This is a genomic window from Synechococcus sp. MIT S9504 (genome assembly GCF_047497135.1).
In the GTDB taxonomy this organism is placed as follows: domain Bacteria; phylum Cyanobacteriota; class Cyanobacteriia; order PCC-6307; family Cyanobiaceae; genus Synechococcus_C.
Map to the genome: position 1 here is coordinate 545,525 of NZ_CP138942.1, position 24,216 is coordinate 569,740.

24 protein-coding genes are annotated in these 24,216 nt (G+C 56.8%); 9 read left to right on the top strand and 15 right to left on the bottom strand.

Features of this window, described 5'->3' with window-relative positions; all coding sequences use genetic code 11:
- Window positions 1-77: 77 nt before the first annotated feature.
- On the top strand, window positions 78-539 hold the full coding sequence (locus tag SIB58_RS03075; protein ID WP_074159282.1) for a GNAT family N-acetyltransferase: 462 nt from the start codon (window positions 78-80) through the stop codon (window positions 537-539).
- Here the strand turns inward: SIB58_RS03075 and SIB58_RS03080 are convergent.
- The 3 genes from SIB58_RS03080 to SIB58_RS03090 are packed head-to-tail and all read right to left on the bottom strand — an operon-like array spanning window position 509 to window position 3,037.
- Entirely contained in the window at window positions 509-1,234 is a 726-nt protein-coding gene (locus SIB58_RS03080) for a TIGR04283 family arsenosugar biosynthesis glycosyltransferase (RefSeq protein ID WP_066906100.1), read from the bottom strand. The two genes, SIB58_RS03075 and SIB58_RS03080, sit on opposite strands and share 31 nt — an antisense overlap.
- Window positions 1,231-1,857, bottom strand: a complete 627-nt coding sequence (locus SIB58_RS03085) for a TIGR04282 family arsenosugar biosynthesis glycosyltransferase (RefSeq protein ID WP_066905714.1) — start codon at window positions 1,855-1,857, stop codon at window positions 1,231-1,233. Before SIB58_RS03085 ends, SIB58_RS03080 begins: the two co-directional genes overlap by 4 nt.
- Before the next feature lie 19 nt (window positions 1,858-1,876).
- On the bottom strand, window positions 1,877-3,037 hold the full coding sequence (locus SIB58_RS03090) for a trypsin-like peptidase domain-containing protein (RefSeq protein ID WP_066905713.1): 1,161 nt from the start codon (window positions 3,035-3,037) through the stop codon (window positions 1,877-1,879).
- Window positions 3,038-3,090: 53 nt separating this feature from the next.
- On the opposite strand from SIB58_RS03090, the gene dnaA reads away from it, so the two are divergent.
- The gene (gene dnaA / locus SIB58_RS03095) at window positions 3,091-4,518 is read left to right on the top strand and encodes a chromosomal replication initiator protein DnaA (protein ID WP_231856996.1); all 1,428 of its coding nucleotides are present in this window, start codon (window positions 3,091-3,093) and stop codon (window positions 4,516-4,518) included.
- Between the two features lie 468 nt (window positions 4,519-4,986).
- A complete protein-coding gene (locus SIB58_RS03100; protein WP_066905711.1) occupies window positions 4,987-5,724 on the top strand; it encodes an FkbM family methyltransferase in 738 nt (245 codons plus the stop codon).
- A gap of 93 nt (window positions 5,725-5,817) precedes the next feature.
- On the opposite strand, the gene SIB58_RS03105 is transcribed toward SIB58_RS03100, so the two are convergent.
- Both SIB58_RS03105 and SIB58_RS03110 read right to left on the bottom strand, forming a co-directional pair.
- Entirely contained in the window at window positions 5,818-6,345 is a 528-nt protein-coding gene (locus tag SIB58_RS03105; RefSeq protein ID WP_066905709.1) for a DUF2808 domain-containing protein, read from the bottom strand.
- 66 nt (window positions 6,346-6,411) lie between these two features.
- The gene (locus tag SIB58_RS03110) at window positions 6,412-7,062 is read right to left on the bottom strand and encodes a ParB-like protein (protein ID WP_066905707.1); all 651 of its coding nucleotides are present in this window, start codon (window positions 7,060-7,062) and stop codon (window positions 6,412-6,414) included.
- Window positions 7,063-7,197: 135 nt separating this feature from the next.
- Between SIB58_RS03110 and gorA the strand changes: the two genes are divergently transcribed.
- On the top strand, window positions 7,198-8,559 hold the full coding sequence (gene gorA / locus SIB58_RS03115) for a glutathione-disulfide reductase (protein ID WP_066905705.1): 1,362 nt from the start codon (window positions 7,198-7,200) through the stop codon (window positions 8,557-8,559).
- Window positions 8,560-8,617: 58 nt separating this feature from the next.
- Here the strand turns inward: gorA and SIB58_RS03120 are convergent, their stop codons facing one another.
- The 7 genes from SIB58_RS03120 to SIB58_RS03150 all read right to left on the bottom strand — a co-directional run bounded on the left by SIB58_RS03120 (window position 8,618) and on the right by SIB58_RS03150 (window position 15,791).
- The gene (locus SIB58_RS03120; RefSeq protein ID WP_066905703.1) at window positions 8,618-10,108 is read right to left on the bottom strand and encodes a GMC oxidoreductase; all 1,491 of its coding nucleotides are present in this window, start codon (window positions 10,106-10,108) and stop codon (window positions 8,618-8,620) included.
- Window positions 10,109-10,150: 42 nt separating this feature from the next.
- On the bottom strand, window positions 10,151-10,756 hold the full coding sequence (locus SIB58_RS03125; protein WP_067325798.1) for a heme-copper oxidase subunit III: 606 nt from the start codon (window positions 10,754-10,756) through the stop codon (window positions 10,151-10,153).
- Window positions 10,757-10,759: 3 nt separating this feature from the next.
- Window positions 10,760-12,448 (bottom strand): cbb3-type cytochrome c oxidase subunit I, encoded by a 1,689-nt coding sequence (locus SIB58_RS03130; protein WP_066905699.1) that lies wholly within the window; start codon window positions 12,446-12,448, stop codon window positions 10,760-10,762.
- A gap of 4 nt (window positions 12,449-12,452) precedes the next feature.
- The gene (locus SIB58_RS03135; protein WP_066905697.1) at window positions 12,453-13,400 is read right to left on the bottom strand and encodes a cytochrome c oxidase subunit II; all 948 of its coding nucleotides are present in this window, start codon (window positions 13,398-13,400) and stop codon (window positions 12,453-12,455) included.
- A complete protein-coding gene (locus tag SIB58_RS03140) occupies window positions 13,397-14,032 on the bottom strand; it encodes a DUF2231 domain-containing protein (protein WP_414494695.1) in 636 nt (211 codons plus the stop codon). Before SIB58_RS03140 ends, SIB58_RS03135 begins: the two co-directional genes overlap by 4 nt.
- Window positions 14,029-14,529: a DUF2231 domain-containing protein gene (locus tag SIB58_RS03145; RefSeq protein ID WP_066906092.1), complete on the bottom strand. Its 501-nt coding sequence runs from the start codon at window positions 14,527-14,529 to the stop codon at window positions 14,029-14,031. The genes SIB58_RS03140 and SIB58_RS03145 overlap by 4 nt, the downstream gene beginning before the upstream one ends.
- Before the next feature lie 143 nt (window positions 14,530-14,672).
- Window positions 14,673-15,791: a calcium/sodium antiporter gene (locus SIB58_RS03150; protein ID WP_066906089.1), complete on the bottom strand. Its 1,119-nt coding sequence runs from the start codon at window positions 15,789-15,791 to the stop codon at window positions 14,673-14,675.
- Between the two features lie 125 nt (window positions 15,792-15,916).
- Here SIB58_RS03150 and SIB58_RS03155 point away from each other — a divergent pair, with 125 nt between their 5' ends.
- Genes SIB58_RS03155 through SIB58_RS03165 form a run of 3 tightly spaced genes read left to right on the top strand, consistent with a single transcriptional unit; the run spans window position 15,917 to window position 19,181 of the window.
- A complete protein-coding gene (locus SIB58_RS03155) occupies window positions 15,917-17,578 on the top strand; it encodes a SulP family inorganic anion transporter (RefSeq protein WP_066905695.1) in 1,662 nt (553 codons plus the stop codon).
- Window position 17,579: 1 nt separating this feature from the next.
- Window positions 17,580-18,695, top strand: a complete 1,116-nt coding sequence (gene pyrC / locus SIB58_RS03160; RefSeq protein ID WP_066905694.1) for a dihydroorotase — start codon at window positions 17,580-17,582, stop codon at window positions 18,693-18,695.
- 30 nt (window positions 18,696-18,725) lie between these two features.
- The gene (locus SIB58_RS03165; RefSeq protein ID WP_066905692.1) at window positions 18,726-19,181 is read left to right on the top strand and encodes a cupin domain-containing protein; all 456 of its coding nucleotides are present in this window, start codon (window positions 18,726-18,728) and stop codon (window positions 19,179-19,181) included.
- A gap of 24 nt (window positions 19,182-19,205) precedes the next feature.
- On the opposite strand, the gene SIB58_RS03170 is transcribed toward SIB58_RS03165, so the two are convergent.
- Together SIB58_RS03170 and SIB58_RS03175 are read right to left on the bottom strand one after the other, a co-directional pair.
- Entirely contained in the window at window positions 19,206-20,081 is an 876-nt protein-coding gene (locus SIB58_RS03170) for a DMT family transporter (RefSeq protein WP_156486584.1), read from the bottom strand.
- Between the two features lie 228 nt (window positions 20,082-20,309).
- Complete coding sequence (locus SIB58_RS03175; RefSeq protein WP_066906087.1) at window positions 20,310-21,086, bottom strand: SDR family NAD(P)-dependent oxidoreductase; 777 nt, start codon at window positions 21,084-21,086, stop codon at window positions 20,310-20,312.
- Between the two features lie 127 nt (window positions 21,087-21,213).
- Between SIB58_RS03175 and SIB58_RS03180 the strand changes: the two genes are divergently transcribed.
- Window positions 21,214-22,053, top strand: coding sequence for a VOC family protein (locus SIB58_RS03180; protein ID WP_231856994.1), 840 nt, complete (start codon window positions 21,214-21,216; stop codon window positions 22,051-22,053).
- A gap of 61 nt (window positions 22,054-22,114) precedes the next feature.
- Window positions 22,115-22,606, top strand: a complete 492-nt coding sequence (locus SIB58_RS03185) for a DoxX family protein (RefSeq protein ID WP_066905688.1) — start codon at window positions 22,115-22,117, stop codon at window positions 22,604-22,606.
- Here the strand turns inward: SIB58_RS03185 and SIB58_RS03190 are convergent, their stop codons facing one another.
- Window positions 22,607-24,205: a GMC oxidoreductase gene (locus SIB58_RS03190; protein WP_066905685.1), complete on the bottom strand. Its 1,599-nt coding sequence runs from the start codon at window positions 24,203-24,205 to the stop codon at window positions 22,607-22,609.
- Window positions 24,206-24,216 lie beyond the last annotated feature (11 nt).

A 24,216-nucleotide genomic window follows, 5' to 3' on the forward strand; every position in this document is an offset into this window, starting at 1 on the left:
CCGTGCGCCAGGATCGTGACACTGCAGCATCGTCAGTGATCGACGACCCTTCCCTAACGCCAGAGACACTGCAAGTGATGTACGGCGATCAGGCGAAGCTGTGTGCGACCCCTGCCAGCCAGCTCACTCTGGTGTTCAGCCAGCATCGTCCGTTTGATTTGGTGGAGCTGGAGCAGCTGCTCGAGGCGGTGGGCTGGAGCCGGCGACCTGTACGACGGGTTCGCAAGGCTCTCGATAACAGCCTGATTCGAGTCGGTCTCTGGCGTCACGATGCCAGGATCCCACGCCTTGTGGGCTTCGCACGCTGTACAGGCGATGGGGTGCTCGAGGCGACCATCTGGGATGTTGCTGTTCACCCCCTGTATCAGGGCTCGGGGCTCGGCAGTCAGCTGATGGATTACATCCTCGATGCTCTGCGAGCACTCGGGACTGAACGCGCCACGTTGTTCGCCGATCCAGGGGTCCTGCCCTTCTACAAACGCCTGGGTTGGGACCTTGAGCCCAACGGTCACCGCTGTGGTTTCTGGTACGCCAACTGAGTTCCGTAGTAAGCCTCGGCTAGCCGCTCCGCGGACTCGCCCTGTTTCCAGCGCCTGCGCAGTCGTGTATTGCGCCAGCTGCGACGCAACACACCGTCGCTCTGCCAGCGACGGCCATCGGTGGTCAGAGGTAGGCCGATGCGCCTGAGATCAGCGATGCAGCTCAGGCGCTCCACGAGATCCAGATCCTCCATCAGCGGCAGCTCGGCAAAGCCGCCGCAACGGTCATAAAGCTCGCGATGCAGCAACAGTCCCTGATCGCCGTAGGGACGCTGCAGCCAGCGGCTGCGCAAGGCCACGGCTTGCTCGAGCAGACGTCGCGCCGCAGTGGAGGGGTTGATTTGAAAATCGAAATACCAGGCTGCAGCGGCTGCAGCAGAGGTTTGCAGCAGCGGGCTGACCGAACTGAACCATTGAAGGGGCAGACGACTGTCCGCATGCAGGAACAGCAACCATTCGCCACCTGCCTGAGCCGCTGCGGCACGCAATTGACGGCCACGGCCACAGGGATGAACCGTGATCAGCTGAGCACCTGTCAGGCCCGCAATCTCCGGCGTGGCATCGCTGCTGCCCCCATCGGCCAGCAGGATCTCCAGTTCGCTCCCACCGCGCTGCAGGTCGGCCAGCAGCAATGGCAGCCGTGCTGCCTCATTGAGGCAGGGAATCACCACACTCAGCGTCGCTGATCTGTTCATGCCAACCATGCCTCCAGATCCTCGAGTTGGTCGATGTCATTGCGCGCGTCGAGCTGTGCGGGTGCCAGACCGCGCTCGCAGGCTCGCTGCCAGGTGAGGAGGAAGACCTGGTCGCCACCCCACGGGATCGAATGAAAGGGCCAGCGCGGTGCTCCCGGTGCCGTTGCTCCAAGACCGAACAGCCAGTAGCCACCATCCCGTGACGGTCCGATCACCAGTGGTGAGTGGCGCAGGAGCTCGAGGGCCCTGATCAGATCTCTTGCAGCCAGGTCGGGGAGATCCGTGCCGATCAGGATGACCGGAGCAGTGCGATCAACCGAACGTGCCCGCAGCACCTCCCTGCGCATGCGGTTGCCAAGGTCTCCTCGCCCCTGTGTGCTGATGCTGGCTTCAGGAACTGAGGCCAGCCAGCGGCGCCTGGCTCGAGGGCCAGCACCGCTGACGGCGATGTGCAGACGCAGCGTGCCATCCCTGGCGAGATCTTGGGCCACCGCCAGGGTGTGACTGATCAGCCGAGCCTGTATCCCTGCCGCTTGCGCGCAACCAAGCGTGCTTGCAAGGCGACGTTTGCAGCGCCCGCTGGCAGGCCAGCGGGTCATCACCACCAGAATGGGCTTGCTCATCGGATCAGCCCGCAAAGGATCACTGCTGTCGGGGAAGTTCCTCGGGTTTCACCGTTAGCTCGATGCTGTCACCATCGCGCTCCACAAGGATGGGCATGGCCTGGCCGACGCGCCCCCGGTCGACGGCCAACTGCACTTGGGAAGGGTCCTGCACTTTGGTGCCGTTCACTTCTCGGATCAGGTCACAGGGGCGGATCCCTCCCGCCGCTGCAGGGCTGTTCTCCACCACTTCGATCACCACCACACCATTCAATTCAGGCACTTTGCACAGATTGCTGTTGGCAGCTGCGTTGATCTCCTTGGCGAGCTGGGGTGTCAGGCTCTGGAGCCGCACACCGATGAAGGGGTGAGACGCCTGGCCGGTGCTGATGATCTGCTGGGCGATCCGCTTGGCCAGATTGATCGGGATGGCAAAACTCAGGCCGGCTCCGGGGGCCTTTTTGATAGCGGTGTTAATGCCGATCACCTGGCCAGCGGCATTGATCAGCGGCCCGCCGCTGTTGCCTGGATTCACGGCGGCATCCGTCTGGATGTACGGCACTCTCTGCCCCTCTCCGATGGCGTTGGTGCGATCCACGGCGCTGATGATCCCAGCAGTCACCGTGTTGTTGAGGCCGAGGGGATTGCCGATGGCGATGGCCCATTCCCCGGGGTTGAGATTGTTGGAATTGCCGAGGGGAGCGACCGGCAGTTTGTCGGCAACCACACGCACCACAGCGATGTCCGTGAGTGGGTCGCTGCCGAGAACGCGACCGCTGAAGCTGCGACCGTCCGGCAGCGTCACCGAGACCTGATCCGCACCCTCCACAACGTGTGCGTTCGTGAAGATCAGGCCATCGGAACGGGTGATGAATCCGGATCCCTGGCCTGCCTGCTGCTGGATCGGTGCTCTGCCGCCGAACAAATTGCCGAGCGGATTGACCACGCGCTTCACCGTGTCGATCCGCACCACTGAGGGACCAACCCGATCCACCGCTTCAACAATGATGTTTTTCCCCGGTTGAAGGGGCGCTGAGCGGGGCCCATCGCTCACCTCCGGCAATGGGTCGCTGGCAGGGGCCTGCTCCAGTCCGATCCGCTGTTTCCAGGCGGTTCCGCAGCCGCTGAGACTTGAGCCGATGAGGCCGACGCCGATGAGCGTGAGTGCTCGCTGCAGGGGGCGCTGGATGGCGGAGGCCATGAAGATGTGTGATGTCGTCGGCACCTCATTAAAGACGGACTGATCGGCCAGAGGTGCGTAGATTCAGCCACCGTGAATCGGAGGATGCAGTGCTGACGGGCAGTGAGCTTTGGAGCAAGGTTCAGCAGGCCCTTCAGAGCAACCTCAGCAAGCCGACCTTCGAGACCTGGATCCGCCCTGCCCAGTGCAGCGGATTCAGGGAGGGGACTCTCACATTGCTGGCGCCCAACAGCTTTGCCAGCAACTGGTTGCGCAAGAACTACGCGAGCACCATCGCTGAGGTGGCCGGTGAAATCATCGGTCAACCAGTGACGGTGGCAGTTCTGGCGCGTGATGCCGAGGACCTCCAGGCAGGCTCGGTGCCTGCAGCTGTCACGGCGGCAGCTTCAGCAGCAGCGGTGCCGGCTCCGCTGGCGCCGCCAACCCCAGCGAAGAAGGCGCCTCGTCGTCTGCCCGGGCTGAACATGCGATACGTGTTCAACCGATTTGTCGTGGGGCCCAACAGCCGCATGGCCCATGCCGCTGCCCTCGCTGTTGCCGAGGCCCCGGGTCGCGAATTCAATCCGCTGTTCATCTGTGGAGGGGTCGGCCTCGGCAAGACCCACCTCATGCAGGCCATCGGCCATTACCGACTCGAGATCGATCCTGATGCCAAGGTGTTTTACGTCTCCACCGAGACCTTCACCAACGACCTGATCGTGGCGATCCGTAAAGACGGCATGCAGGCCTTTCGCGATCGTTACCGGGCCGCTGATCTCATCCTTGTTGACGACATTCAGTTCATCGAGGGAAAGGAATACACCCAGGAAGAGTTCTTCCATACCTTCAACGCGCTGCATGAGGCAGGTCGACAGATTGTGATCGCCAGCGATCGTCCCCCAAGCCAGATCCCCCGACTGCAGGAACGTCTGATCTCGCGCTTCTCCATGGGTTTGATCGCTGACATCCAGGCCCCGGACCTGGAAACGCGCATGGCGATTCTTCAGAAAAAGGCGGAACAGGAACGTGTTTCCCTGCCAAGGGATCTGATCCAGTACATCTCCGGTCGTTTCACCTCCAACATCCGTGAACTGGAGGGTGCGCTGACCAGAGCGGTCGCTTTCTCCTCGATCACCGGAATGCCGATGACGGTTGAATCGGTCGCGCCCATGCTGGATCCCAGCGGTCAGGGTGTCGACGTCACACCTCAGCAGGTGATCGACAAGGTGTCGGAGGTCTTCGGAGTCACTGCCGATGACATGCGCAGCAGCAGTCGTCGACGAGCGGTCAGTCAAGCTCGGCAGGTGGGCATGTTCCTGATGCGGCAGGGCACCGGGCTCAGCTTGCCGCGGATTGGTGAAACCTTCGGTGGAAAGGATCACACCACGGTGATGTATGCCATCGAGCAGGTGGAGAAGAAGCTCGGCACTGATCCCCAGCTGGCCAGTCAGGTGCAGAGGGTGCGTGATCTGCTGCAGATCGATTCACGCCGCAAACGCTGAGTTTTCTTGTTGCCTCAAACTTTGTTATCTGGATTCAAAAATTTCAATATGAGATCAAATGCCTTGCTCAAATTGCCCCATAACTCAAGAGCCTATTTCTGCAACGTTAGAAAGATCCCCCATTTGTAATTGGTAGAATGTGAATTCTTTGATCGGGCTCGGATGACTTTTGAGATTGTTGTGGGTTAAGACTAGGCCTACTTCTAATGATAAATTTTGGTCCTGATGACTTGATTGGGATTAAATTAGTTTTGCTGTGCATAGATTATTTTGACATGGAAATCGTTTCACTATCTTTTTCCTCTGTCCGTGTTGGATTGAGCCCTAAGCTCTTAAGGGTGAGTCTTTTGGGAGTCCTAGGGAGTGTTGAAGGTATGTTTTTAGTTGCGAAGCTTAAATCAAATTCCTGAACCGAAAGTGTTGATATTATGTTAAGCTAAAAACCTATATTTTCAAGGGTGGCTGCCAATGAAAACAATATACGATTTTGGGAGCAATAATGGCGATGATATACCCTATTATCTCCTTAAGTCTGATAAGGTAATTTCAATTGAAGCCAATCCGGCCTTATGTGAATTTATCAGGGGTCGTTTTAAAGAAGAGATTTTGAAGGGTAGGCTTATTGTTGAGAACTGCGCAATAACCGAAAGTTGTGACGGCAATGTTGATTTTTATTTGCATGACAAGTATCATGTACGTAGTACTTTGGTGGCCCCGGGCGAGGAGCCAGACGAGGGTGGATTTACCGAAAAAGACTTCACAAGAATAAACATCAAAGCGATCAGTGTTGGCAGTTTGATCAAGCGATACGGCAAGCCTTATTATGCAAAAATAGATGTTGAAGGTTATGATGAAAATCTTTTAAATGCTTTTGTCTTGAATCAAATCATTCCGCCTTATATTTCAGTCGAGTCTCACACGATTGGGGTTTTTGCATTGCTCTCGGAGAAGCTGGGTTACAAAAGTTTTAAGCTTGTTGATGGTCAATCGGTTGGTAGTATTTATAACCGATCTATATTTCATTCCCCAGTTCTTGATAAGCAGGTTTTGTATTCATTTCCTCACCATTCGGCCGGGCCTTTTGGGAATGATATTCATGGTGAATGGATGGATAAAAAAACTTTATTGAAGGTTCTTGCCATTCAGGGTCTGGGCTGGAAAGATATTCACGCTTCAGCGGCGGATCAGCCAACATTAAGTTTCTAAGAGTAGTCCAAATTAATTTCTTTTAGTAGAGCTTATTTTTGGACTCTGTTTATGTAGCAAGCGTCGTGGTTTGTTGATCAGCAGCCTCCAGCCTCAGTAAACGGGTTGAAAGATCTCCATCTGCACCACACCCACCATCTGAGGGATCGGATTCGGCCCTGCCGGAATGGCCGTCAGCGAAAAGGTGTAGATGTCATCCGGTGGGTTCACGCCAGCCTCAAAGGCGATCGTGACGGTATCTCCAGGGAGTACCGCTGATGCGAATCTGACGTTGACCGAACGTGCGTCATCGCTGAATTCCGCCTTGACGTCAAGAAATTTCCCTTGACGACGCGGAGTGCCGATGAAGGCTTGGACTGGCACGGCTCCGTAATAGAAAGCGGCCTGGGCGCCACGGATCTGTTCCAGATTGATCCCTCCCAGATCGGCACCAGCGCCCTCTGGAAAGTCCAGCGTCACGTAGTAAGTGGCGCAACACTCGAAGGCGTACCACCGGTAGTTGGTGAGTTTCGCCTTCGTCGGCACTGCCACAAAACTGGTTTGGCCATTGATCTCAACAGCCTTTGCTGTTGAGGTTGTGATCAGTGCTGCTGCGGCCAGGGCTGAAGTCAGGAGACGCATGGGCGGGGTTTGATTCGTGGATCTTCGTCGGACAGCGCAGTGGTGTGGACAACACCTTTTATGTGTTCAGCTCTGACCGGTCCAGCCGGCCAGATGAGCTGCAGCTCTGGACTGAGCCAGTCTTCGGGATGCCGGCAGAGCCGGTTCCAGCTGGGATGAACTGAACGGAGGCAGAGGGCGGGTGCGCAGCCATGCCCCCCAGCGAAACTCGTGATAAGGGATCAGGCGCTGTGGCTTGATCAGACCCTCCTTCTTGAGTTTCCAGACGAGGCTTCGGTAGGGATCGTCCTCGAGGCCAAGCAATGACTGAGGCAGTTTGCAGGGGTCCCAGGGACCGTTGCCGCGCCCGTCATGGAGATAGAGCCAGCCCCGATCCTGCAGGGCCAGCAGGGCTGCATCGCTGCTAGCGCTGTCAAGCTCAGCGATCACGTAGCCGTAGGTGGTGACCTCGGAGTCCATCTCCAGCAAGGCTCTCAGGCGGTGGTGTCGATCCACCATCCAGAGCTGCCCCAGGCGGTTGCGCACCAGGGGCACCGGCTTGCCCCGCAGATACTCGAGCCGTTCCTTGCTGCTTTCCTGACGGAAGTCCTTCTGACGGCTGCGCACTTCCGCAAGCCCAACGCACATCTGTGTGGGCTGAAGATCACTCACCCTGACTTCGATCAGACGGTGACCATCGTCATGATCAGGAATCCGGTCGTAGTGAGGCAGATGCACACCGGACTCCAGGTCTCGACGAATCCAACCCTATGCGGATCTCACAGATTGGTTGGTTTGCTGATCCTGATCGCACCCTGAGAAGAGCCGGAAACCAGACCCATCAGAATGGGTGGTAACTGAGCGTTAATTGCGGTGGACCAGTCGTTTGATCTTGTGGTGATCGGAGCCGGATCCGGTGGCCTGGCGGCCGCCAAGCGGGCAGCTCGTCACGGTGCTCGCGTGGCCATCGTGGAAGGGGACCGCGTGGGCGGTACCTGCGTGATCAGGGGGTGCGTCCCCAAGAAACTGCTGGTCTACGGCTCCCAGATGGCGGAGCAGATGGAGGAGGCCTCCAGTTACGGCGTCCATCCGTCTGATGTCCGGATTGATTCAGCACAGTTGTTGGCGAATGTGCGTGCTGAGGTGGATCGCCTCAATGCCATGCACATTGATTTTTTGGCGAAGGCAGAGGTCACTCTGATCAAAGGCTGGGCACGGTTTGAGGACGACCATCACATTGTTGTCTCCGCTGATCCCGGTGGTGCACCAGAGCAACGTCTGCATGCTGAGAGGGTGCTGATCGGTGTCGGCGGCCGCCCCCAGCGGCCTGATATTCCAGGAGTTGAGCTGGGCTGGGTCAGCGACGACATGTTCCTGCTGGAGCGTTTCCCGGAGCGAATGGTTGTGGTGGGTGCCGGCTTCATCGCCTGCGAATTCGCCGGCATTCTCAGCGGCCTTGGTGTCGAAGTGACACAGCTGGTGCGCCGCGATCATCTATTGCGAGGCTTTGATGCCGAACTTGCAGCTGTTGTGCAGGAGGGTATGGCTGAGAAAGGCGTCAATGTGCAGTTCTCCACAGGCCCTGAAGCCATTGAGGGAAATCCGGGAGATCTGGTCGTTCGAACCAATCGCGGTGATCAAATCGCCTGTGGTGGGGTGCTGCTAGCTACTGGAAGACGACCTTTTCTGCAAGGTCTCAATCTCGAAGCTGCAGGAGTGACGATCCAGGGCAATCGCGTACCCGTTGATGCTGATCAACGCACCAATGTCCCCCATGTGTTCGCTGTTGGTGATGTGACCGATCGCATCTGCCTCACTCCTGTGGCGATTGATGAGGGTCGCGCCTTCGCAGACAGTGTCTACGGAGATCGTCCGCGACAAGTGGACCATGAATTGGTGGCTAGTGCCGTGTTCAGTCAGCCGGAGCTGGCAACGGTGGGATTGTCGGAAGAAGAAGCCATCGCCCAATACGGCGCCGATGGGGTGGTGGTTTATCGGGCCCGCTTCCGCTCCATGGCACAGGCCTTACCCAAGCGTGGCCCGCGCTGCCTGCTCAAGCTGGTGCTTGAGGTTGAAACCGAGCGCGTGCTGGGCTGCCACATGGTCGGTGAACATGCTGCAGAGATCATTCAGATGGCGGCGATCGCCGTTGGCATGGGTGCGACCAAATCAGACTTCGATCGCACCATGGCTCTGCATCCCACGGTGTCGGAAGAATTCGTGACCATGGGCTGATCACATCAGAACTGATTCTGGATGAGCTGATCAGCTCATATTGGGAGTCGTCCCTGGATCAGTTCTGAAGTCTCTTGTGGAGAGTGTCTGCCATTCGCAGGGCCAGCGCGATGGTGGTGAGACCAGGCCCCACGCTTGGGCAACTTGGGAACACGCTGCTGTCGACGATGTAGACGTTGTCGAGCTCATGGCACTTTCCTGTTGCATCCACCACCGATGCGACGGGATCCTCTCCCATGCGGCAGGTGCCGCATGCAAAACCCACAACACTGAGAGGAGCTTCTCCGCGAGGATGAACCGGCTCTGAGGTCACCACCTTGGTGCCCGGATCGGCTTCCACGGCTTTGAGCGTATCGATCCATCGATAAACCAGTCGGTCATGGGCTTCGCGATTGTTGTGCAGATAATTGATGCGGATCTGTTCCTTGTTAAGCCAGACCTTGTTCTCCTGATCGGGAAGCACCTCTGTCATGGCCCACCAGGCCACTGTGCGGGAAGCAAGCCGCTTGATCCCGAAATTGGGGATCAGTTTGCTGACCAGAGAGAGGACAGGTGGTGATTCAGCAAACAGTGCATCCTGAAGCACACCTCCAGCGGCCTGAATGTGTCCCAATGGGAAGCTCACATTTTTGTCTCCCCAGTAGTAGTCGTTCACTCCGTAAGACCGTGCATAGAGACCGTTGTTGGGTGCCGCGGAACGCTGCAGGATCGAGGTGATCTGAACGTTCATCAGGTTTCTGCCTACCTGGTCCGACTTGTTACTCAGACCGCGGGGGTGACGTTCATTGCCGGATCGCAGCAGGATGGCCGGTGTGTTGATCGCACCGGCAGCCAGCACGAACAGATCGGCGGAAAACAACCAGATCTCGCCGTTTACATCCGCCTCAACCTTCTTCACCTCCCGTCCGCTGGGACTCACATGCAGCCTGAGAGCTTTTGCTTTGTAGCGGATCTCCAGATTGCCGGTGTCGGCAGTCGCTAGTCCACAAAGCTCCGCATCACCAACCGGACTTTCTTCATTGTCTGACCAACTGAGAGGGAGGTCATAGGGTTGACAACCCTGGCGCAGTAGCCCTTCCCGCAGCTCTTCCAGGAATGGCATCACCGGGCGCGGTGATTGGTCAAAGCCTCTGCTGCGTGCTGGTTCTGTGGGATCGACGCCAGCTTTGCCATGAACCCGATAAACCGCCTCAGCCTGGTCGTAGTAAGGCGCCAGATGGCTGTAATCGAAGGGCCATGCCGGCGAAACTCCCTCCTGCAAAGGCAGGTCGGTGAAATCCTTTTCGCGCATGCGCTCGAGCACGGCTCCCCAGATCTTGGTGTTTCCGCCAAGGGCGTAAAAAGTCTGCGGTGAAAAGGGATCTCCATCTGGACCAAACCAAAATTCATCCTTGACTCGCGGACGCTTTTGCCAACCGGCTTCCACGGCTTCTCCCCGCTCGAGCAGAAGCACACTGCGGCCTTCGCGGCTGATGGAACCCGCCAGAGTGCCTCCTCCCGCACCACTCCCGATGATGATGATGTCGTAATGGCGGTCGTCGATGATCATGGATGGCTCATATCGTTGAGAACTAAGTGATGCGAAAGGCGATCAGCTGGTTCGCTGCCACACATAAATCAGCACATAAAGGATGATCCAGATCACATCGACGAAATGCCAGAACAGGCTCACTGCGGTGACACCCATCTCTCCCTTGGCGTAGTTGTTGGGGCGGAAGGAGCGCACCAGCATCAGGCCCATCAGCAGGATTCCCGTGATCACATGCAGGCCGTGAAAGCCGGTCAGCAAATAGAATGTTCCCCCGAAAACTCCACTGCTCAAGCTGAAGGCGAGCTCCGACCATTCGACATATTGCCCATAGACGAAGTAACTGCCCATGGCCATTGTGAGCAGCCACATGGCCCGGAAACCCCAGAGATTCTCCTTGTGCAGATAGCGCTCTGCGAAATAGGCAACAAAGCTGGAGCTCACAAGAATGACTGTATTAATCAGGGGCATCCGTGTCTCAAGGCCTTCGACACCCTCAGGAAGCCATTCAGGACTGGTGATCTTCAGTAGTGCATACCCAACAAAAAATGCCAGGAAGATAATGCTTTCCGAGCAGAGGAAAATGATGAAGCCCGTGAGGTTGTGCCCGTCATGTTTGATGTGTCCGGGTTCGTGATTCAGGGGCAGATCAACATTGGTGCTGGTCATTATTCAGGCCTCCATGGAACGTCCGACATAGAAGGCCTCGTCCTCGACAAGGGGTTTGCCCAGGCCGTAGCCATAGGGTTCACTGATCACAGTGGGCACGTCATCCTCGAAATTCTCCGCTGGCGGTGGTGAGGGAAGCAACCATTCCAGGCCAATGGCTCTCCAGGGGTTGGCAGGGGCTTTCGCTCCCCTCGCCCATGAGCTGACGATATTGAGAATGAAGGGAATGGATGCCACCCCCAGCATGAACGCCCCGATACTGGCAATCACATTCCAGAGTGCGAATTCCGGGTCATAGGAGGCCACGCGTCGAGGCATGCCATAAAGGCCGGCCCAGTGCAGCGGAAGCCAGTTGAGGGTGGCACCGATGAAGGTGAGGGTGAAATGGATCTTTCCCAGCCCTTCGTAGTACATCCGGCCCGTGAATTTGGGGAACCAGTGATAGATGCCGGCGAAGACTCCGAATCCAATGGTGTTGAAGATGATGTAGTGGAAATGGGCAACAACGAAATAGGTGTTGCCGACGTGGATGTCGATCGGAACCGTGCCCAGCATGACGCCAGTGATGCCTCCGAAGATGAAATTCACCAGTCCACCCAGAACGAACAGCATGGGAGTTGTGAGGCGGATCTTTCCTCCCCAGAGTGTTCCTAGCCAGGCGAACACCTTCACCCCGGTAGGCACCGCGATCAGCATCGTGGTGACCATGAACAGATTGCGCATCCACTGCGGAGTTCCCGTGTAGAACATGTGGTGAACCCAGACAATCAGTCCCAGGAAGGTGATGATGAATGAGGCCAATGCCACAAATTTGTAGCCGAACAGAGGTTTGCGTGAATACACCGTGATCAGCTCAGAAAAGATGCCGAAAACCGGCAGAACCATCACGTAGACCGCAGGATGTGAGTAAAACCAGAAAAAGTGCTGGTAAAGCACTGGATCTCCTCCTCCTTCAGGTCGGAAGAAACTGGTTCCGAAACTGAGATCAAACAGCAGCATGATGGCGCCACCCGTCAGTGCAGGCAGGCCGATGAGCTGAAGGGTCTGCGCAGCCCATGCTGTCCATACGAAAACAGGCATCCGGAAGTAGCCCATTCCTGGAGCACGCATGCGGATGATCGTGGTGACGAAGTTGATGGCACCCATGATCGATGACACGCCGGAGATCGCTACAGCCAGGATCCAGAGAAATTCTCCATTGATGAAATGCCCGAGCGGGTTCTGAATGCTCATGGGTGGGTAGGACCACCAGCCCGACGAAGCTGGTCCGCCAGGGACGAAGAAACTGCTCAGCAGCACAAAAGCAAACACAGGCACCAGCCAGAAGGCAGCGGCGTTCAGCTTGGGGAAGGCCATGTCTGGGGCACCGATCATGGTGGGGATCAACAGATTGTTGAATCCGTTCAGGACCGGGAACAGAAACAGGAACAGCATCACCGTTCCGTGCATCGTGTAAAGACCGTTGTAGACACTGGGGTCGACCAGATCCGCAGGCGGAGTGATTAATTCCCCGCGCATCACCATGGCAAGTAATCCACCCAGAAGCAGGAAGAGCAATGCCAGACCGATGTACTGAATCCCGATCACCTTCGCGTCGGTGTTGAAGCTGAAGAAGCGTTTCCAGTTGTCGGGAGCGCCTGGGACTGGGTGTGGCGCCTTGAGCACCCTGGGGTCGTAGTTGGTGAGCGTCATCGTTTCAGGAGTCGTGGGGCGCTTCGGGATTGCCGGGATCGTTGACCATGGGAGGAGCCGCTGGGGCAACTGTGGCCCAGCCACGGTCACCTTCCTTGATGCGTTTTTCGTAAAGAGGAGTGCCCGGGCTTAGTCCCTTCACCATCGGGCGCTTGGCTGTTCTTGTCAGCCATGCGTCGTAGTTTTCCTCAGATTCAACGATCACATCGGTCTGGTTCTGGGAGAAGTAAGCGCCGCTGAACATGGCGTCGCGCAGCCTGAAGCGACCTTCACGGGTGGGCGTGATGCTGTAAGAGATCACGCTGCCTGGAATGATGTCCTGCTTCAGGCGGAACGCTGGGATATAGAAACTGTGAATCACATCCTCGGAGCTGAGCAGAAAATTGGCTCGTAATTCATTCGGAAGGTGAAGTTCCGAACTGCGCACTCCATCGGGGTAGACGAATTCCCAGGACCATTGCCTGGCGATCACTTCAATGGGGCCAACTTCACGTCGTACATCCAGCGTCGCAACCGCTTCTGGGTCCTGATTGATGGCGACGTCGTATTTCTGCTTTGGTCCGAGAGTGGCGAGTGTTTCATTCACATGAATTGAATAGAAAGCTAGCGCCATCACAATGACTAAGGGGATCACCGTCCAGGTGACTTCAAGTTTGGTGTTGCCTTCAATCGGAAGACCATCACTCTCGTCGTACTTCTCAGCCCGACTGAATAACAACGACCAGATAATGAAACCCACACAGCCGACAAAGACGAAGCAGCCGATGCCGACCTCGAGGCTGAAGAGATTGTCGACATAGGGCGCAGCCGTGGATGCTGGAACCGGAAGCCAGCCATAGGCCCAGCGCGAGACCTGGAAGCTCACCGCCGCATCCAGCGCGGTCGAGACCAGGATCACGGCCAGCAGCCTGAGCGGTAGGCCTTTCTTTGGGCTCTGGCGAGTCGATGTCATGGCAGGGCCTCCTTGAGATCGGCTCCGGCTGCCAGTAGTTGATCTGCCGTGATGTGCACACCGAACTCACTGGCGAGCCAGGCACCGAGACTTCCATGAACGCCCATCACCAAAAGGATGACTGCCCCACAGGCCAGATAAAGCCAGGTCACCTGACGACCAAGGTCTTTGCGCCAGACGAAACGCAGGTATCCGCGCCAGATGGTCATCGCCACGATGATCAGCAGCAGTGCCACCCCTCCGATGGCATGCCAGAGCATGGTGTCGATGGCGTTCTGGCCAATGACGCTGTGAATGCCCGGCAGCGGCACGGCTAGAAGCATTTCAAAGAAGCCAGCGGCCACCGTGAAAAAGGTGATCACGCTGCAGGCCAGCACGTTGTACCAACCCACGTCGTGGAACCCGGTCCGTGTCACCGGCAGTGCCAGGAAACGGAACACGCGTTTTTCAAGTGGATAGAAGGCACCCGCGAAATCGAAAGCGATTCCGATCGCAAACAAGCCGATCGTGAAATGCACCAGGTTCGGGTGAATCGGAATCGTGTAGGGAAGATCGTTGGCGCCGAGCTGATCGACGATCTCGTTGATGGGAGAAGGAATCGCCATCATTGGCAACGCGCTCATGGCGTTCATGACACCGCTCCACTGCGGATGGCGTCGACCACCGGCACGGTGTGAAGCCCGTAGACCCAAACGAGCATGTCGCCCAGATAAACCTGGCAGAACACCAGCGTGGCGAGCACGCCATCAATGACCAGAAAGCCTGCCGGCAGACGAGTGGGATCCTTCTGTCGGACGACATAGCGACATCCAGTGAACAGACCGAGCACACCTGCAAGTGACCACCCGATCGTGCTGTGGTAATTGAGGATGTCGCGTGCTGCTCCGTAGGGACTGGCCAGACCTGCTTCGATCTGACCGAAGATGATGGCCACGAAGATGGAGACTGTGGCCACCACCAGATTCCAAAAGCTCACCTCGAAGAGGTTGCGCTTACGTGTAATCACACCAAATAAATCGAACACAACTGTGATCAGCGCCATCGCGATCACGAAGTGCACGACAATTGGATGGATGACATCCAGCCAGGGCAGATTTTTATCGTTGAGAGGTGGAAGCAGCTCGAGCATCGGCAAGCCGCGCAACGCTCTCTAAGGATGTACAGCTTTCAGGGTGGAGTCATCCTTTCGTGAACGAATTCTCCTGATGCTGTGACATGTCTCTCAATCCGAGCACTTTCAGCTCAGCTCAGCTGTGTTCAGCTCAACTCAAATCAACTGAACTCATTGGGCTCTTTGAGTCGCTTGCGTTGTAGTTGTCGCCAGTACAGCCCAGCCTGAACAACAATCACGACAACCACTGCAGGAACCACAACGCAGAGCATCACCAGTCGGAATTCGTCCTGCCAGCTGGGCAGCGTGCGTGGCAGCACCTGATCCACCACATAAAACACGTACAGGGCCAGCAGGATTCCACCCTCCAGTCGGGTGATCTGCCCTTTGGTCCAGAAGATCGGCAGGCAGGCCAGTGCGGTCAGCACCATCACGGGCATGTCGCGTTGAATCAGCAGGGGACTCACCTGCAGGCCTCCGGCTCCAGCGGCTGCCAGTGCACTGGCACCCAGCACGAGCAGCTGGTTGAGCAGGTTGCTTCCCACAACATTGCCAATCGCCAGATCGGTGCGGCCCTTGATGGCAGCCACAAGCGAGGTGATCAGTTCCGGCATCGAGGTGCCGGCGGACACGATCGTGAGTCCGATCACCGCTTCACTCACGCCCAGATAAGCAGCCGTTCCGCTGGCACCGCTGACAAGAACCCGCGATCCCACAACCAGAAGCAGTACGCCGAGCAGTAGTGACATCACTGCTTTCAAAATGCCTCGCTTGCCCTGGTCGGGATTCACGTCGGGTTCGGCCCCTTCAACACCAGCTGGCTCCTCACGGGCTGTGCGAATTTCCCAGATTGAATTGATCAGCAGAGCGAGCATCAGTGCCACACCCGACTGCCAGGTCACCCTCCCAGCCGAGGCCATGCCCCAGACCGCCGCAGACACCGCGATCATCACTGGAACGTCCCTGCGAACGAGGCGGCTCTCGACGCGCAGTGGCATCACCACAGCACTGCTGCCAAGCACCACCATCACATTGAAGATGTTGCTGCCCACCACGTTGCTCACGGCCAGGGAATCCAAGCCACGCAGAACGGAACTGATGCTGACGAACAGCTCCGGAGCACTGGTTCCGAACGAGACCACGGTCAGTCCGATCACCAGTTGGGGGATTCCGAAGATCAGCGACAGCGTCACCGACCCCTGCACGAAGACTTCGCCCCCTGCAAACAACAGGCCGATCCCGATGAGGACCTCCAGGGCGGATGTCAGAAAGTCAGGCATCGTGAGCAGCGGCCTGGCTTCATTGTGCGATGCCAACCAAGGCCCATCAGGGCGCAAGGCTGAGCGGATTCAGTCCATTGCTCGGACTGGGAATTAGCATTCCGCCACATTCGTAACGGTCTGGCGTGTTTCTGAATCACATCAGCACACGCAATGTCCGCGGGGATGTTTTCGGTGGTGTGACAGCAGCCGTCGTGGCCCTGCCGATGGCTCTTGCTTTTGGTGTGGCCTCCGGTGCCGGAGCCGCTGCAGGGCTGTGGGGTGCAGTGATCATCGGCCTGGTGGCATCACTCTTCGGTGGCACCCCCACACTGATCTCCGAGCCGACCGGTCCGATGACGGTGGTGTTCACCGCCGTCATTCTCAGTTTCACAAGCCAGATTCCCAACAAGGGCACTGCACTGGCGATGGCCTTCACCGTGGTGGTGCTGGCGGGCGTGTTCCAGATTCTGTTCGGGTTCTTCCGACTGGGCCGCTACATCACGATGATGCCTTACACAGTGATCTCGGGCTTCATGTCTGGGATCGGTGTGATTCTGGTCATCCTGCAGCTGGCGCCCTTCCTGGGACAAAGCAGTCCTCCCGGTGGTGTGATCGGGACTCTGAGTGCTCTGCCGCAACTGATCTCGGGTATTCAGCCGCTTGAGCTGGGACTGGCGGTGATCACCTTGCTGATCCTTTGGTTCACACCTGAGCAGTTGAAGCGGTTCTGTCCTCCACAATTACTGGCTCTCGTTGTGGGGACCGTGTTGTCGCTCACCCTCTTCGGTGACGTTGAACTGCGCAGGATTCCCGAATTCACAGCCGAATTCCCCAGTTTCAATCCCCCGACCTTTTCTGGTGAGCAAATCCGCTTGATGGTGGTGAACGGTGCCGTTCTCGGCATGCTCGGTTGCATCGATGCCCTGCTCACGTCGGTGGTGGCTGACAGCCTGACTCGCACCGAGCACGATTCCAACAAGGAACTGATCGGCCAAGGGCTCGGCAATGTGATGTCAGGTCTGTTCGGTGGGTTGCCGGGAGCTGGAGCCACCATGGGCACCGTGGTCAATATTCAGGCGGGTGGTCGCTCGGCCCTGTCCGGCATCGTCCGTGCCCTGATTCTGATGCTGGTGATTCTGCTGGCAGCACCGCTGGCATCACAGATTCCCTTGGCGGTGCTGGCCGGAATCGCTTTAAAAGTGGGTTTCGACATCATCGACTGGAGCTTCCTTCAGCGCGCGCATCACCTGTCGATCAAAGCGGCATGCATCACCTATGGCGTGATTGCGCTCACAGTGCTGGTTGACCTGATCTGGGCGGTGTTTATCGGTGTGTTCGTGGCCAACGTGCTCACCATCGAGCGGATGACCGCCCTGCAGTCCAGGGGTGTGAAAACCATCAGCACCACAGACGATGATGTTGAACTTCCTCAGGATCAGCAAGCACTGCTGGATCAGGCCGCGGGACGTCTGCTGCTGTTCCAGCTCACCGGTCCGATGATCTTCGGCGTGGCCAAGACCATCAGCCGCGAACACAACGCCATCGAAGACTGTGAAGCTGTTCTGTTCGACCTCACAGAGGTTTCCCATCTTGGAGTGACTGCATCACTGGCACTGGAAAATGCCATCAAGGAAGCGGTTGAAGTGGGCCGGTCTGTCTACCTGGTGGTGATGAACGGTTCCACCCGCAATCGCCTGGAGAAGCTCAAGCTGCTTGAGCTTCTTCCCGAGAATCATGTGAGCGAGAATCGGGAGGAGATTCTGCGCCGTGCGGTGGGGGAGCTCCCCGTCCTTCAGGAGGTCTGACTTGGCGGAGGTTCCAACGTCCCTGGTGCTGCGCCGTCCGGATGACTGGCATGTGCACCTCAGGGATGGAGCCATGCTTCGCGCTGTTCTGCCCGCCACAGCCAGAACCTTTGCCCGTGCCATCGTGATGCCCAATCTGCGCCCACCGGTCACTTCGGTGGATTTAGCCAAGGCCTATCGGCGCAGGATTCTTGAGGCCCTGCCTGAGGGCGTCAGCTTCGAGCCGCTGATGACGGCCTACCTCACCGATGATCTTGACCCCGATGAGCTGGCCAGGGGGTTTGCTCAGCACGTGTTCCGCGCGGCCAAGCTCTATCCCGCCAATGCAACCACCAATTCAGCAGCGGGTGTCAGTGATCTGTCCAGGATCTCCGCTGTGCTGGCCTGTATGGAGGCCATCGACATGCCCCTGCTGATCCATGGTGAGGTCACGGATCCGGATGTGGATGTCTTCGACCGTGAAGCCCTGTTCATCGAACGGCATCTGAAACCACTGCGCCAGCGCCATCCTCGCTTGCGCATCGTGCTGGAGCACATCACCACCGAGGAGTCGGCGACCTACATCCGAGATGCTTTTCAGGCTGGCGATGATCGCATTGCTGCCACAATCACACCCCACCATCTGCATCTCAACCGCAACGCAATGTTCATGGGCGGGCTGCGCAGTGACTTCTACTGTCTCCCGGTTGTGAAGCGGGAATGCCACCGAAGGGCATTGGTGAAGGCCGCGACCAGTGGTCTGCCCTGCTTCTTCCTCGGCACGGATTCCGCCCCCCACCCTCGCTCCGGCAAAGAGTCAGCCTGCGGTTGTGCAGGCATCTTCAACGCGCCTCACGCTTTGGAGAGTTACGCCGCTGTCTTTGAACAGGAAGGTGCTCTCGATCATCTTGAAGGTTTTGCCAGCGAGCATGGTCCGCACTTCTACGGCCTTCCTCTCAACACTGAAACCATCAGGCTCGTCCGGCGTGAGCAGCAGGTTCCCTCACGCTTGATTCCTCCACCATCTGCTTGTCTCGGGGAGGATCCTCTCCCGGACCGCGAATGGCCGCTGCTGTTCCATGCCGGAGAAAGACTTGCATGGTCGATTGATCTGATTGGGCATCCTGTCGGGATCTGAATAGGGTTCATCGAGACGATCGTCAAGATCATGAGCGACCCTCAGCGACCTGTCGCTGAAAACTATTGGCATCTGTGGACAGATGCCGATGGGATCAGTCGGCAAGAGCGTTGCAAGATCAGTCAGTTCACGCTGGGTCGTCTCGGAGAACGCAATTCACCTCAGTTTTCAAGAGATTTGATGAAGAATGGCAATGCCTTCGTCACTTATCTTCCTGTCGGCTGGGTGGGCCCTTGGCATGAGAATCCTGAGCCGAAATGGATTTATGTGCTGCGTGGGGCCTGGTCAGTGACCAGCATGGATGGGCAAACTGCAGTGATGAAAGTCGGCGAATATTCCTACGGCGGTGATCAGGGGTGCATCATCACGCCGGATGGACTGACGGGACATTTCTCTGCTCAGGTTGGTGATGAGCCCTGCATGCAACTGATCATTCAGCGGAATGATCAGGGCTGGAGAAATCTGCCTCCCGGATCATTTGATTGAGATGGAAACCGCTTGCTGATCGTTTCATGACGTCTGCTCCACGATCGATTTGTGTTTTGAGCCAGTGATGCTGATGATCCCACCACTGCATACTAGGAGTGTTCCGATGATTGTTTCGAGCTGAATGCTTTCGTTGAAAAGGGCAATTCCATAAAGCGCAGCAAAGACAACAGAGATATATTGAAAGGCCCCGATCTCGTGAGGTTTTGCGTATTGATAGGCTTTGATTAATAGGAACTGGAAGGCCAGTAGGCAGCAGCCTGTTCCCACCATCATCCAGTACGCCCATTGGGGTGCTGAGTGTAATTTTCCAATAGAGATCAAGCCAAGAACGATCACGCCAAATAAAAGGAAATAAAAGAGCTGGGTTAATGGCGATTCAGTGTCGTTCAGATGATTCACCGCCAAAAACTCAATGGCTGTTACGAACCCTGCGCCAAGTGCAACCAGATTGCCTGGGTTGGAAAAAATGCTCGCATCGGGCCTCACGATGATGACGACACCAACGAAACCGATAATGATTGCGATCCATACAGCCGTTGGCACACGTTGGTGGAGAAAGGCTAATGCCAGGATTGGAATGAAAATAGGAGTGGTGTTCATTAAGACGTTGGTGTCCACCAGTGTGGTGAGCTGTGCTGCTGCAATGAACATCAAGAAGCCTGCGATGCCGGTGACGGCTCTCAATAGGTGGAAGCGCCCTTGATGTGTGGGAATATCCTTGAATTTTCGAAAGAAGATAATTGGTAAAAGTAGGATGAAGGCGACCAGAAATGTGCCAAATGAAAACATCTCAACAGAAAGACTCTTGTCGACATACTTGCCGAAAACACTCTGGGTTGTGTTTGCAAGAAAAGCCAGGATGATGTAAACAGACCCGATGAAAAGAGACTTCTTCATGATGTTGTCAATGAATGTCTTGTTGGCTTGGGTTGGCTTGATCGGGTAATTGAGGGTGTGATGATCATTTCCTGCTCGACTTGGCAATGTCTATCCTTTGGAGCCTCTACTCATCAGTTGAAGGATGAACCTTCTTGTTGCTCTCGAACAGTGACTGAGCCTGAACATCAACCGGGAATGTGATGGTCAGGCTCAGTGAGTCATGCTCTGAAGTGGCTTCGTTATTCGTCAGAGCCCAGGGCTGCTCATCATGATTCCGCCGTCTGCGAACACACTGGTTGCCGTCATGTAGCTGGCACCATCACTCGCGAGAAAGGCCACCACAGAAGCGATCTCTTTCGGGTCCGCCATGCGACCAATGGGAATGGCCGCATCGAGCTTGGCGAGCAATTCGGGGTTGTTCATGGTGGAGTCGTTGATCGGCGTGGCCACGGCGCCAGGGCCCACATTCACAATCGATACGCCTTTGCTGGCTAATTCAACCCCTGCTGTTCGGGTCAGCATGCGGACACCTCCCTTTGCCACGCAATAGGGCGTGTTATCCGGCATTGGCCAGTCCTCATGCACGGAAGAGATGTTGATGATGCGCCCACCACTTCCCTGCGCGATCATCTGTTTCGCGGCGTACTGCGTTGCAAAAAACACGCCACGCAGATTCACATTCAGCACTTTGTCGAAGTCATCGGGAGTGGTGCTGAGGATCGAGGTGCGGGTCTCGATGCCTGCGTTGTTCACCATCACATCAACCTTGCCGAAGGTCTTCACCGCCGTGTCGACCAGTCGCTGAAGATCTTCCAGTTTTCCAACATCAGCCTGCACGCCAATCGCCTTGCCGCCCAGCTCACCGATTTCCTCAATCAGATCTTCAGTGCGATCAGGGTGAGAGCGGTAATCGATCACCACTTTGGCGCCCAGGGAGCCCAGAGCTTCCACGATTGCCTTGCCGATACCGGAATTACCTCCGGTCACGATGATCACCTTGTCACGCAGACAGAGGGATGTCATCGCCTGGGGGACCTGAGTGGTCATGACAGTCAGGACAGAACAGCCCTTCAATAGCCGTTTTCTCTGCCCCCGTCAGTGTTCCGTGGGCAAACGGCGCTAAGACTTCTTCAGATGTGTTGATTGATCCTTGGCCGACATTCATCACGAAGCACCTTCCATCGAAGGAGTGGCTTTCTCTCTGCCGAAGCCCGGCAGTCTTGATCCACTCCTGGAGGCGCTGGGTGTGACGGATGAAGGTCAGACTCAGTTGGCTGGAGACACTCTGCATCGCCGTTTCGGGCTTGCCGAGGGCAGGGCTGTGATCCGGCATTACAGACTGGGTTGCGAAAAGCTCGACTATGTCTCCTTCGAGTCAGTCGATTGTCGCTCTCAAGTTGATCCGGGACCGTCCAATTCCCTCTGGTTTCAGCATGTGGCCATTGTGGTCAGCGACATGAATCGTGCTGCGGAGCGATTGATGCCCCATGTCGTTCCGATTTCTGAGTCACCGCAGTGGTTGCCCAATGGTGTTGCAGCGTGGAAGTTCCGCAATGCTGCCGGCCATGCCATGGAGCTGTTGTGGTTCCCGCCGGATCAGGGACACCCTCGTTGGCATCAGCCGAAGCCGAGCTTGTTTCAGGGGCTTGATCACAGTGCCATTGCGATTAGCGACAGTGATCGGAGCCTGGCTTTCTATGGTGTCGATCTTGGTTTGCAACTGCGCTATGCCACGCTGAACCAGGGTGTTGAGCAGGGACGCCTGGATGCTCTGAGCGATGCGAAGGTCGCCATTCACGGTTTAAGTGGATCATCTCCCTGTGGCGTTGAGTTTCTGCGATATCTCAATCCGCCGCCTCAACAACCAACAGCAGCTGCATTGCAACCGCAGGATGCGCTTTATGCGCAGATCCTTCTGCATGCTCCAGGAGCCGGTTCCGGTCGTCTTCAATGCGATCCAGATGGCCACAGGATCTGGATCCACTCTTAAGCCAATCCACAAATTTCACCAGCCTCAGAGTTTCTAGCGTTCGGAAAATGCTCGCTCAGCGGTGGATCTCGTTTCCCTGATTGTTCCCCCGTCACCGGACGGATTGGCAGCTGGAGGGCTGGTGATCCTCAGGCTGTTCACCGGTGTTGTGTTCATTCGCCATGGCTGGCCCAAGTTGACCAACCTCGGGATCTGGGCCAATGCGATGAAAACACCGGCCTGGCTTTGTTTCCTCTCCGCTTTTTCGATGTGGGCGGGGGGAATCGCTTTGATTTTCGGCGTGCTGACGCCATTCGCTGCAGCGGCCATTGCCGTGTCAATGCTCTATGCCATGGTGCTGGAGATCAGCAATGGCTTCCCCTTCATTGCCCCGGATCCGTTCCAGATTCCCGAAGGTGATTATGCCGGCCCGATGGGAACCGGCGACCCCCCGAGCTGGGAGAAAGCTGCCATGTACGTGGTGATGTGCCTGGTGCTCATGAGCGCTGGTGGCGGAACTTACAGCCTGGATCTGATCTTGATTGCTCCTCGACTGCAGACACTGCTGGGCTGATTAGCCCAGCCGCTCCTTGAGGTGATCCGCGACCCGGATGGCATTGGCAATGGCGGTGAGTGAGGGATTCACGGCTGAGCTGCTGGGAAAGAAGCTGGTGTCAACGACGTAGAGGTTGTCGACATCGTGCGTGCGGCAGTTGGTGTCCAGCACCGATGTCGCAGGATCTTCTCCAAAACGGCAGGTTCCTGACTGGTGTCCAACTGCAGCAATGTCCATGGAAGACGCAAAGTAAACCTGTCGTTCGGCCAGGTGGTTCTTCAGATAAAGCTTGTCGAGCAGCCCTTCCAGTCGATTGACGAGTTCCTGGGAGGCTTTGTTATTGGTGGGTGTGTAGCTGAGTTTGATCTGACCGTCCTGATTCACTGTGACGCGGTTGTCAGGTCGTGGCAGATCTTCGGTCTGAAGCCAGAAATCAATGGAGTGTTCCGCGATTCGGTCCATGCCCCAGGTGGGTGCAGGTGCTGTGAGTCGGGGTTTGTAACCCTTCATCATTGCCCCATTGGTTTTGCCAGTCATTTGCACATTGCCCATGGGGAAGTCGAAGTCGTTGTCTCCGAAATACCAGTCGTGAACTGCAACCGTCTTCTGGAAGACCGTGGTGTTGGGCTCATGGGCAAGAGCCACCACTGCCTTGCAGTTGTGATACATGTAATTGCGGCCCACCTGGTCGGAACTGTTGGCCAGCCCCCTGGGATGGGAGTCATTGGCCGACATCAGCAGCAATCGTGCTGAATTGGCGGCGCCTGCTGAGACCACCACAATGTCACCTTTGAATCGCCGTTGCTCACCCTGGTGGTTCACCACCACTTCGGTTACCTGTCTGCCGCTGCTATCGGTGTTGAGCCGGAGCACTTCAGCTTCTGTGAGCAGCATGACGTTGTCATGGTCGAGGGCAGGCCGCACCCCCATCACTTCAGCATCACCCTTGGCATGCACCAGACACGGGAAGCCATCGCAGCGGTTGCAGCGCACACAGTCGCTAAAGGCTGGGTTGACCTCGTTGAGAGCGACTCCTGTCGGGGCGTGAAATGGATGCAAGCCTGCGGAGCGCAGGTCATTCACCAGTTTCTGCATGCGCGGTTCATGGCTGATTGGCGCATAGGGGTAGGGAGAGGAGGCCGGTGGCTCGGTCGGATCCTCGCCACGCAGTCCATGCACGTGGTACCACTCCTCAGCTTTGCGGTAATACGGCTCAAAAACGTCGTACTTGACTGGCCATTCCGGTGATTCACCATCCACATGAATCACCGACTCGAAGTCGCGTTCTCTCAGGCGAAAGTGGGCAGCTCCGTACATCTTTGAAGCGCCGCCAACAAAGTAGTGACTCCCTGGTTGGAAGCTCTTGCCGTGTTTATCAAGCCAATGATCAGTGGAGACATAACGGTCTTTCTGGAAGACCTCCACCGGGTCCCAGTTCTGTGGCTCCCGCGGCAGCCAGCCCCCCCGCTCCAGGATCAAAATCGAGTACCCAGAACTGGCAAGTGCACGGGCCAGTGAACCGCCTCCGGCCCCACTGCCGATGATCACCACATTGAAGTGGTCTGCGTTCGGTTCAATCGGTGTGTGGCGATTGGCGGCGTGGGTGACGTGATCCATCAACGGTGCCT

Coding starts and splice junctions, on each gene's coding strand:
- SIB58_RS03075 (WP_074159282.1), top strand. CDS start 78: ATGTACGGCGATCAGGCGAAGCTGTGTGCGACCCCTGCCAGCCAGCTC.
- SIB58_RS03080 (WP_066906100.1), bottom strand. CDS start 1,234: ATGAACAGATCAGCGACGCTGAGTGTGGTGATTCCCTGCCTCAATGAG.
- SIB58_RS03085 (WP_066905714.1), bottom strand. CDS start 1,857: ATGAGCAAGCCCATTCTGGTGGTGATGACCCGCTGGCCTGCCAGCGGG.
- SIB58_RS03090 (WP_066905713.1), bottom strand. CDS start 3,037: ATGGCCTCCGCCATCCAGCGCCCCCTGCAGCGAGCACTCACGCTCATC.
- SIB58_RS03100 (WP_066905711.1), top strand. CDS start 4,987: ATGAAAACAATATACGATTTTGGGAGCAATAATGGCGATGATATACCC.
- SIB58_RS03105 (WP_066905709.1), bottom strand. CDS start 6,345: ATGCGTCTCCTGACTTCAGCCCTGGCCGCAGCAGCACTGATCACAACC.
- SIB58_RS03120 (WP_066905703.1), bottom strand. CDS start 10,108: ATGATCATCGACGACCGCCATTACGACATCATCATCATCGGGAGTGGT.
- SIB58_RS03125 (WP_067325798.1), bottom strand. CDS start 10,756: ATGACCAGCACCAATGTTGATCTGCCCCTGAATCACGAACCCGGACAC.
- SIB58_RS03130 (WP_066905699.1), bottom strand. CDS start 12,448: ATGACGCTCACCAACTACGACCCCAGGGTGCTCAAGGCGCCACACCCA.
- SIB58_RS03135 (WP_066905697.1), bottom strand. CDS start 13,400: ATGACATCGACTCGCCAGAGCCCAAAGAAAGGCCTACCGCTCAGGCTG.
- SIB58_RS03140 (WP_414494695.1), bottom strand. CDS start 14,032: ATGAACGCCATGAGCGCGTTGCCAATGATGGCGATTCCTTCTCCCATC.
- SIB58_RS03145 (WP_066906092.1), bottom strand. CDS start 14,529: ATGCTCGAGCTGCTTCCACCTCTCAACGATAAAAATCTGCCCTGGCTG.
- SIB58_RS03150 (WP_066906089.1), bottom strand. CDS start 15,791: ATGCCTGACTTTCTGACATCCGCCCTGGAGGTCCTCATCGGGATCGGC.
- SIB58_RS03165 (WP_066905692.1), top strand. CDS start 18,726: ATGAGCGACCCTCAGCGACCTGTCGCTGAAAACTATTGGCATCTGTGG.
- SIB58_RS03170 (WP_156486584.1), bottom strand. CDS start 20,081: ATGAAGAAGTCTCTTTTCATCGGGTCTGTTTACATCATCCTGGCTTTT.
- SIB58_RS03175 (WP_066906087.1), bottom strand. CDS start 21,086: ATGACATCCCTCTGTCTGCGTGACAAGGTGATCATCGTGACCGGAGGT.
- SIB58_RS03190 (WP_066905685.1), bottom strand. CDS start 24,205: ATGGATCACGTCACCCACGCCGCCAATCGCCACACACCGATTGAACCG.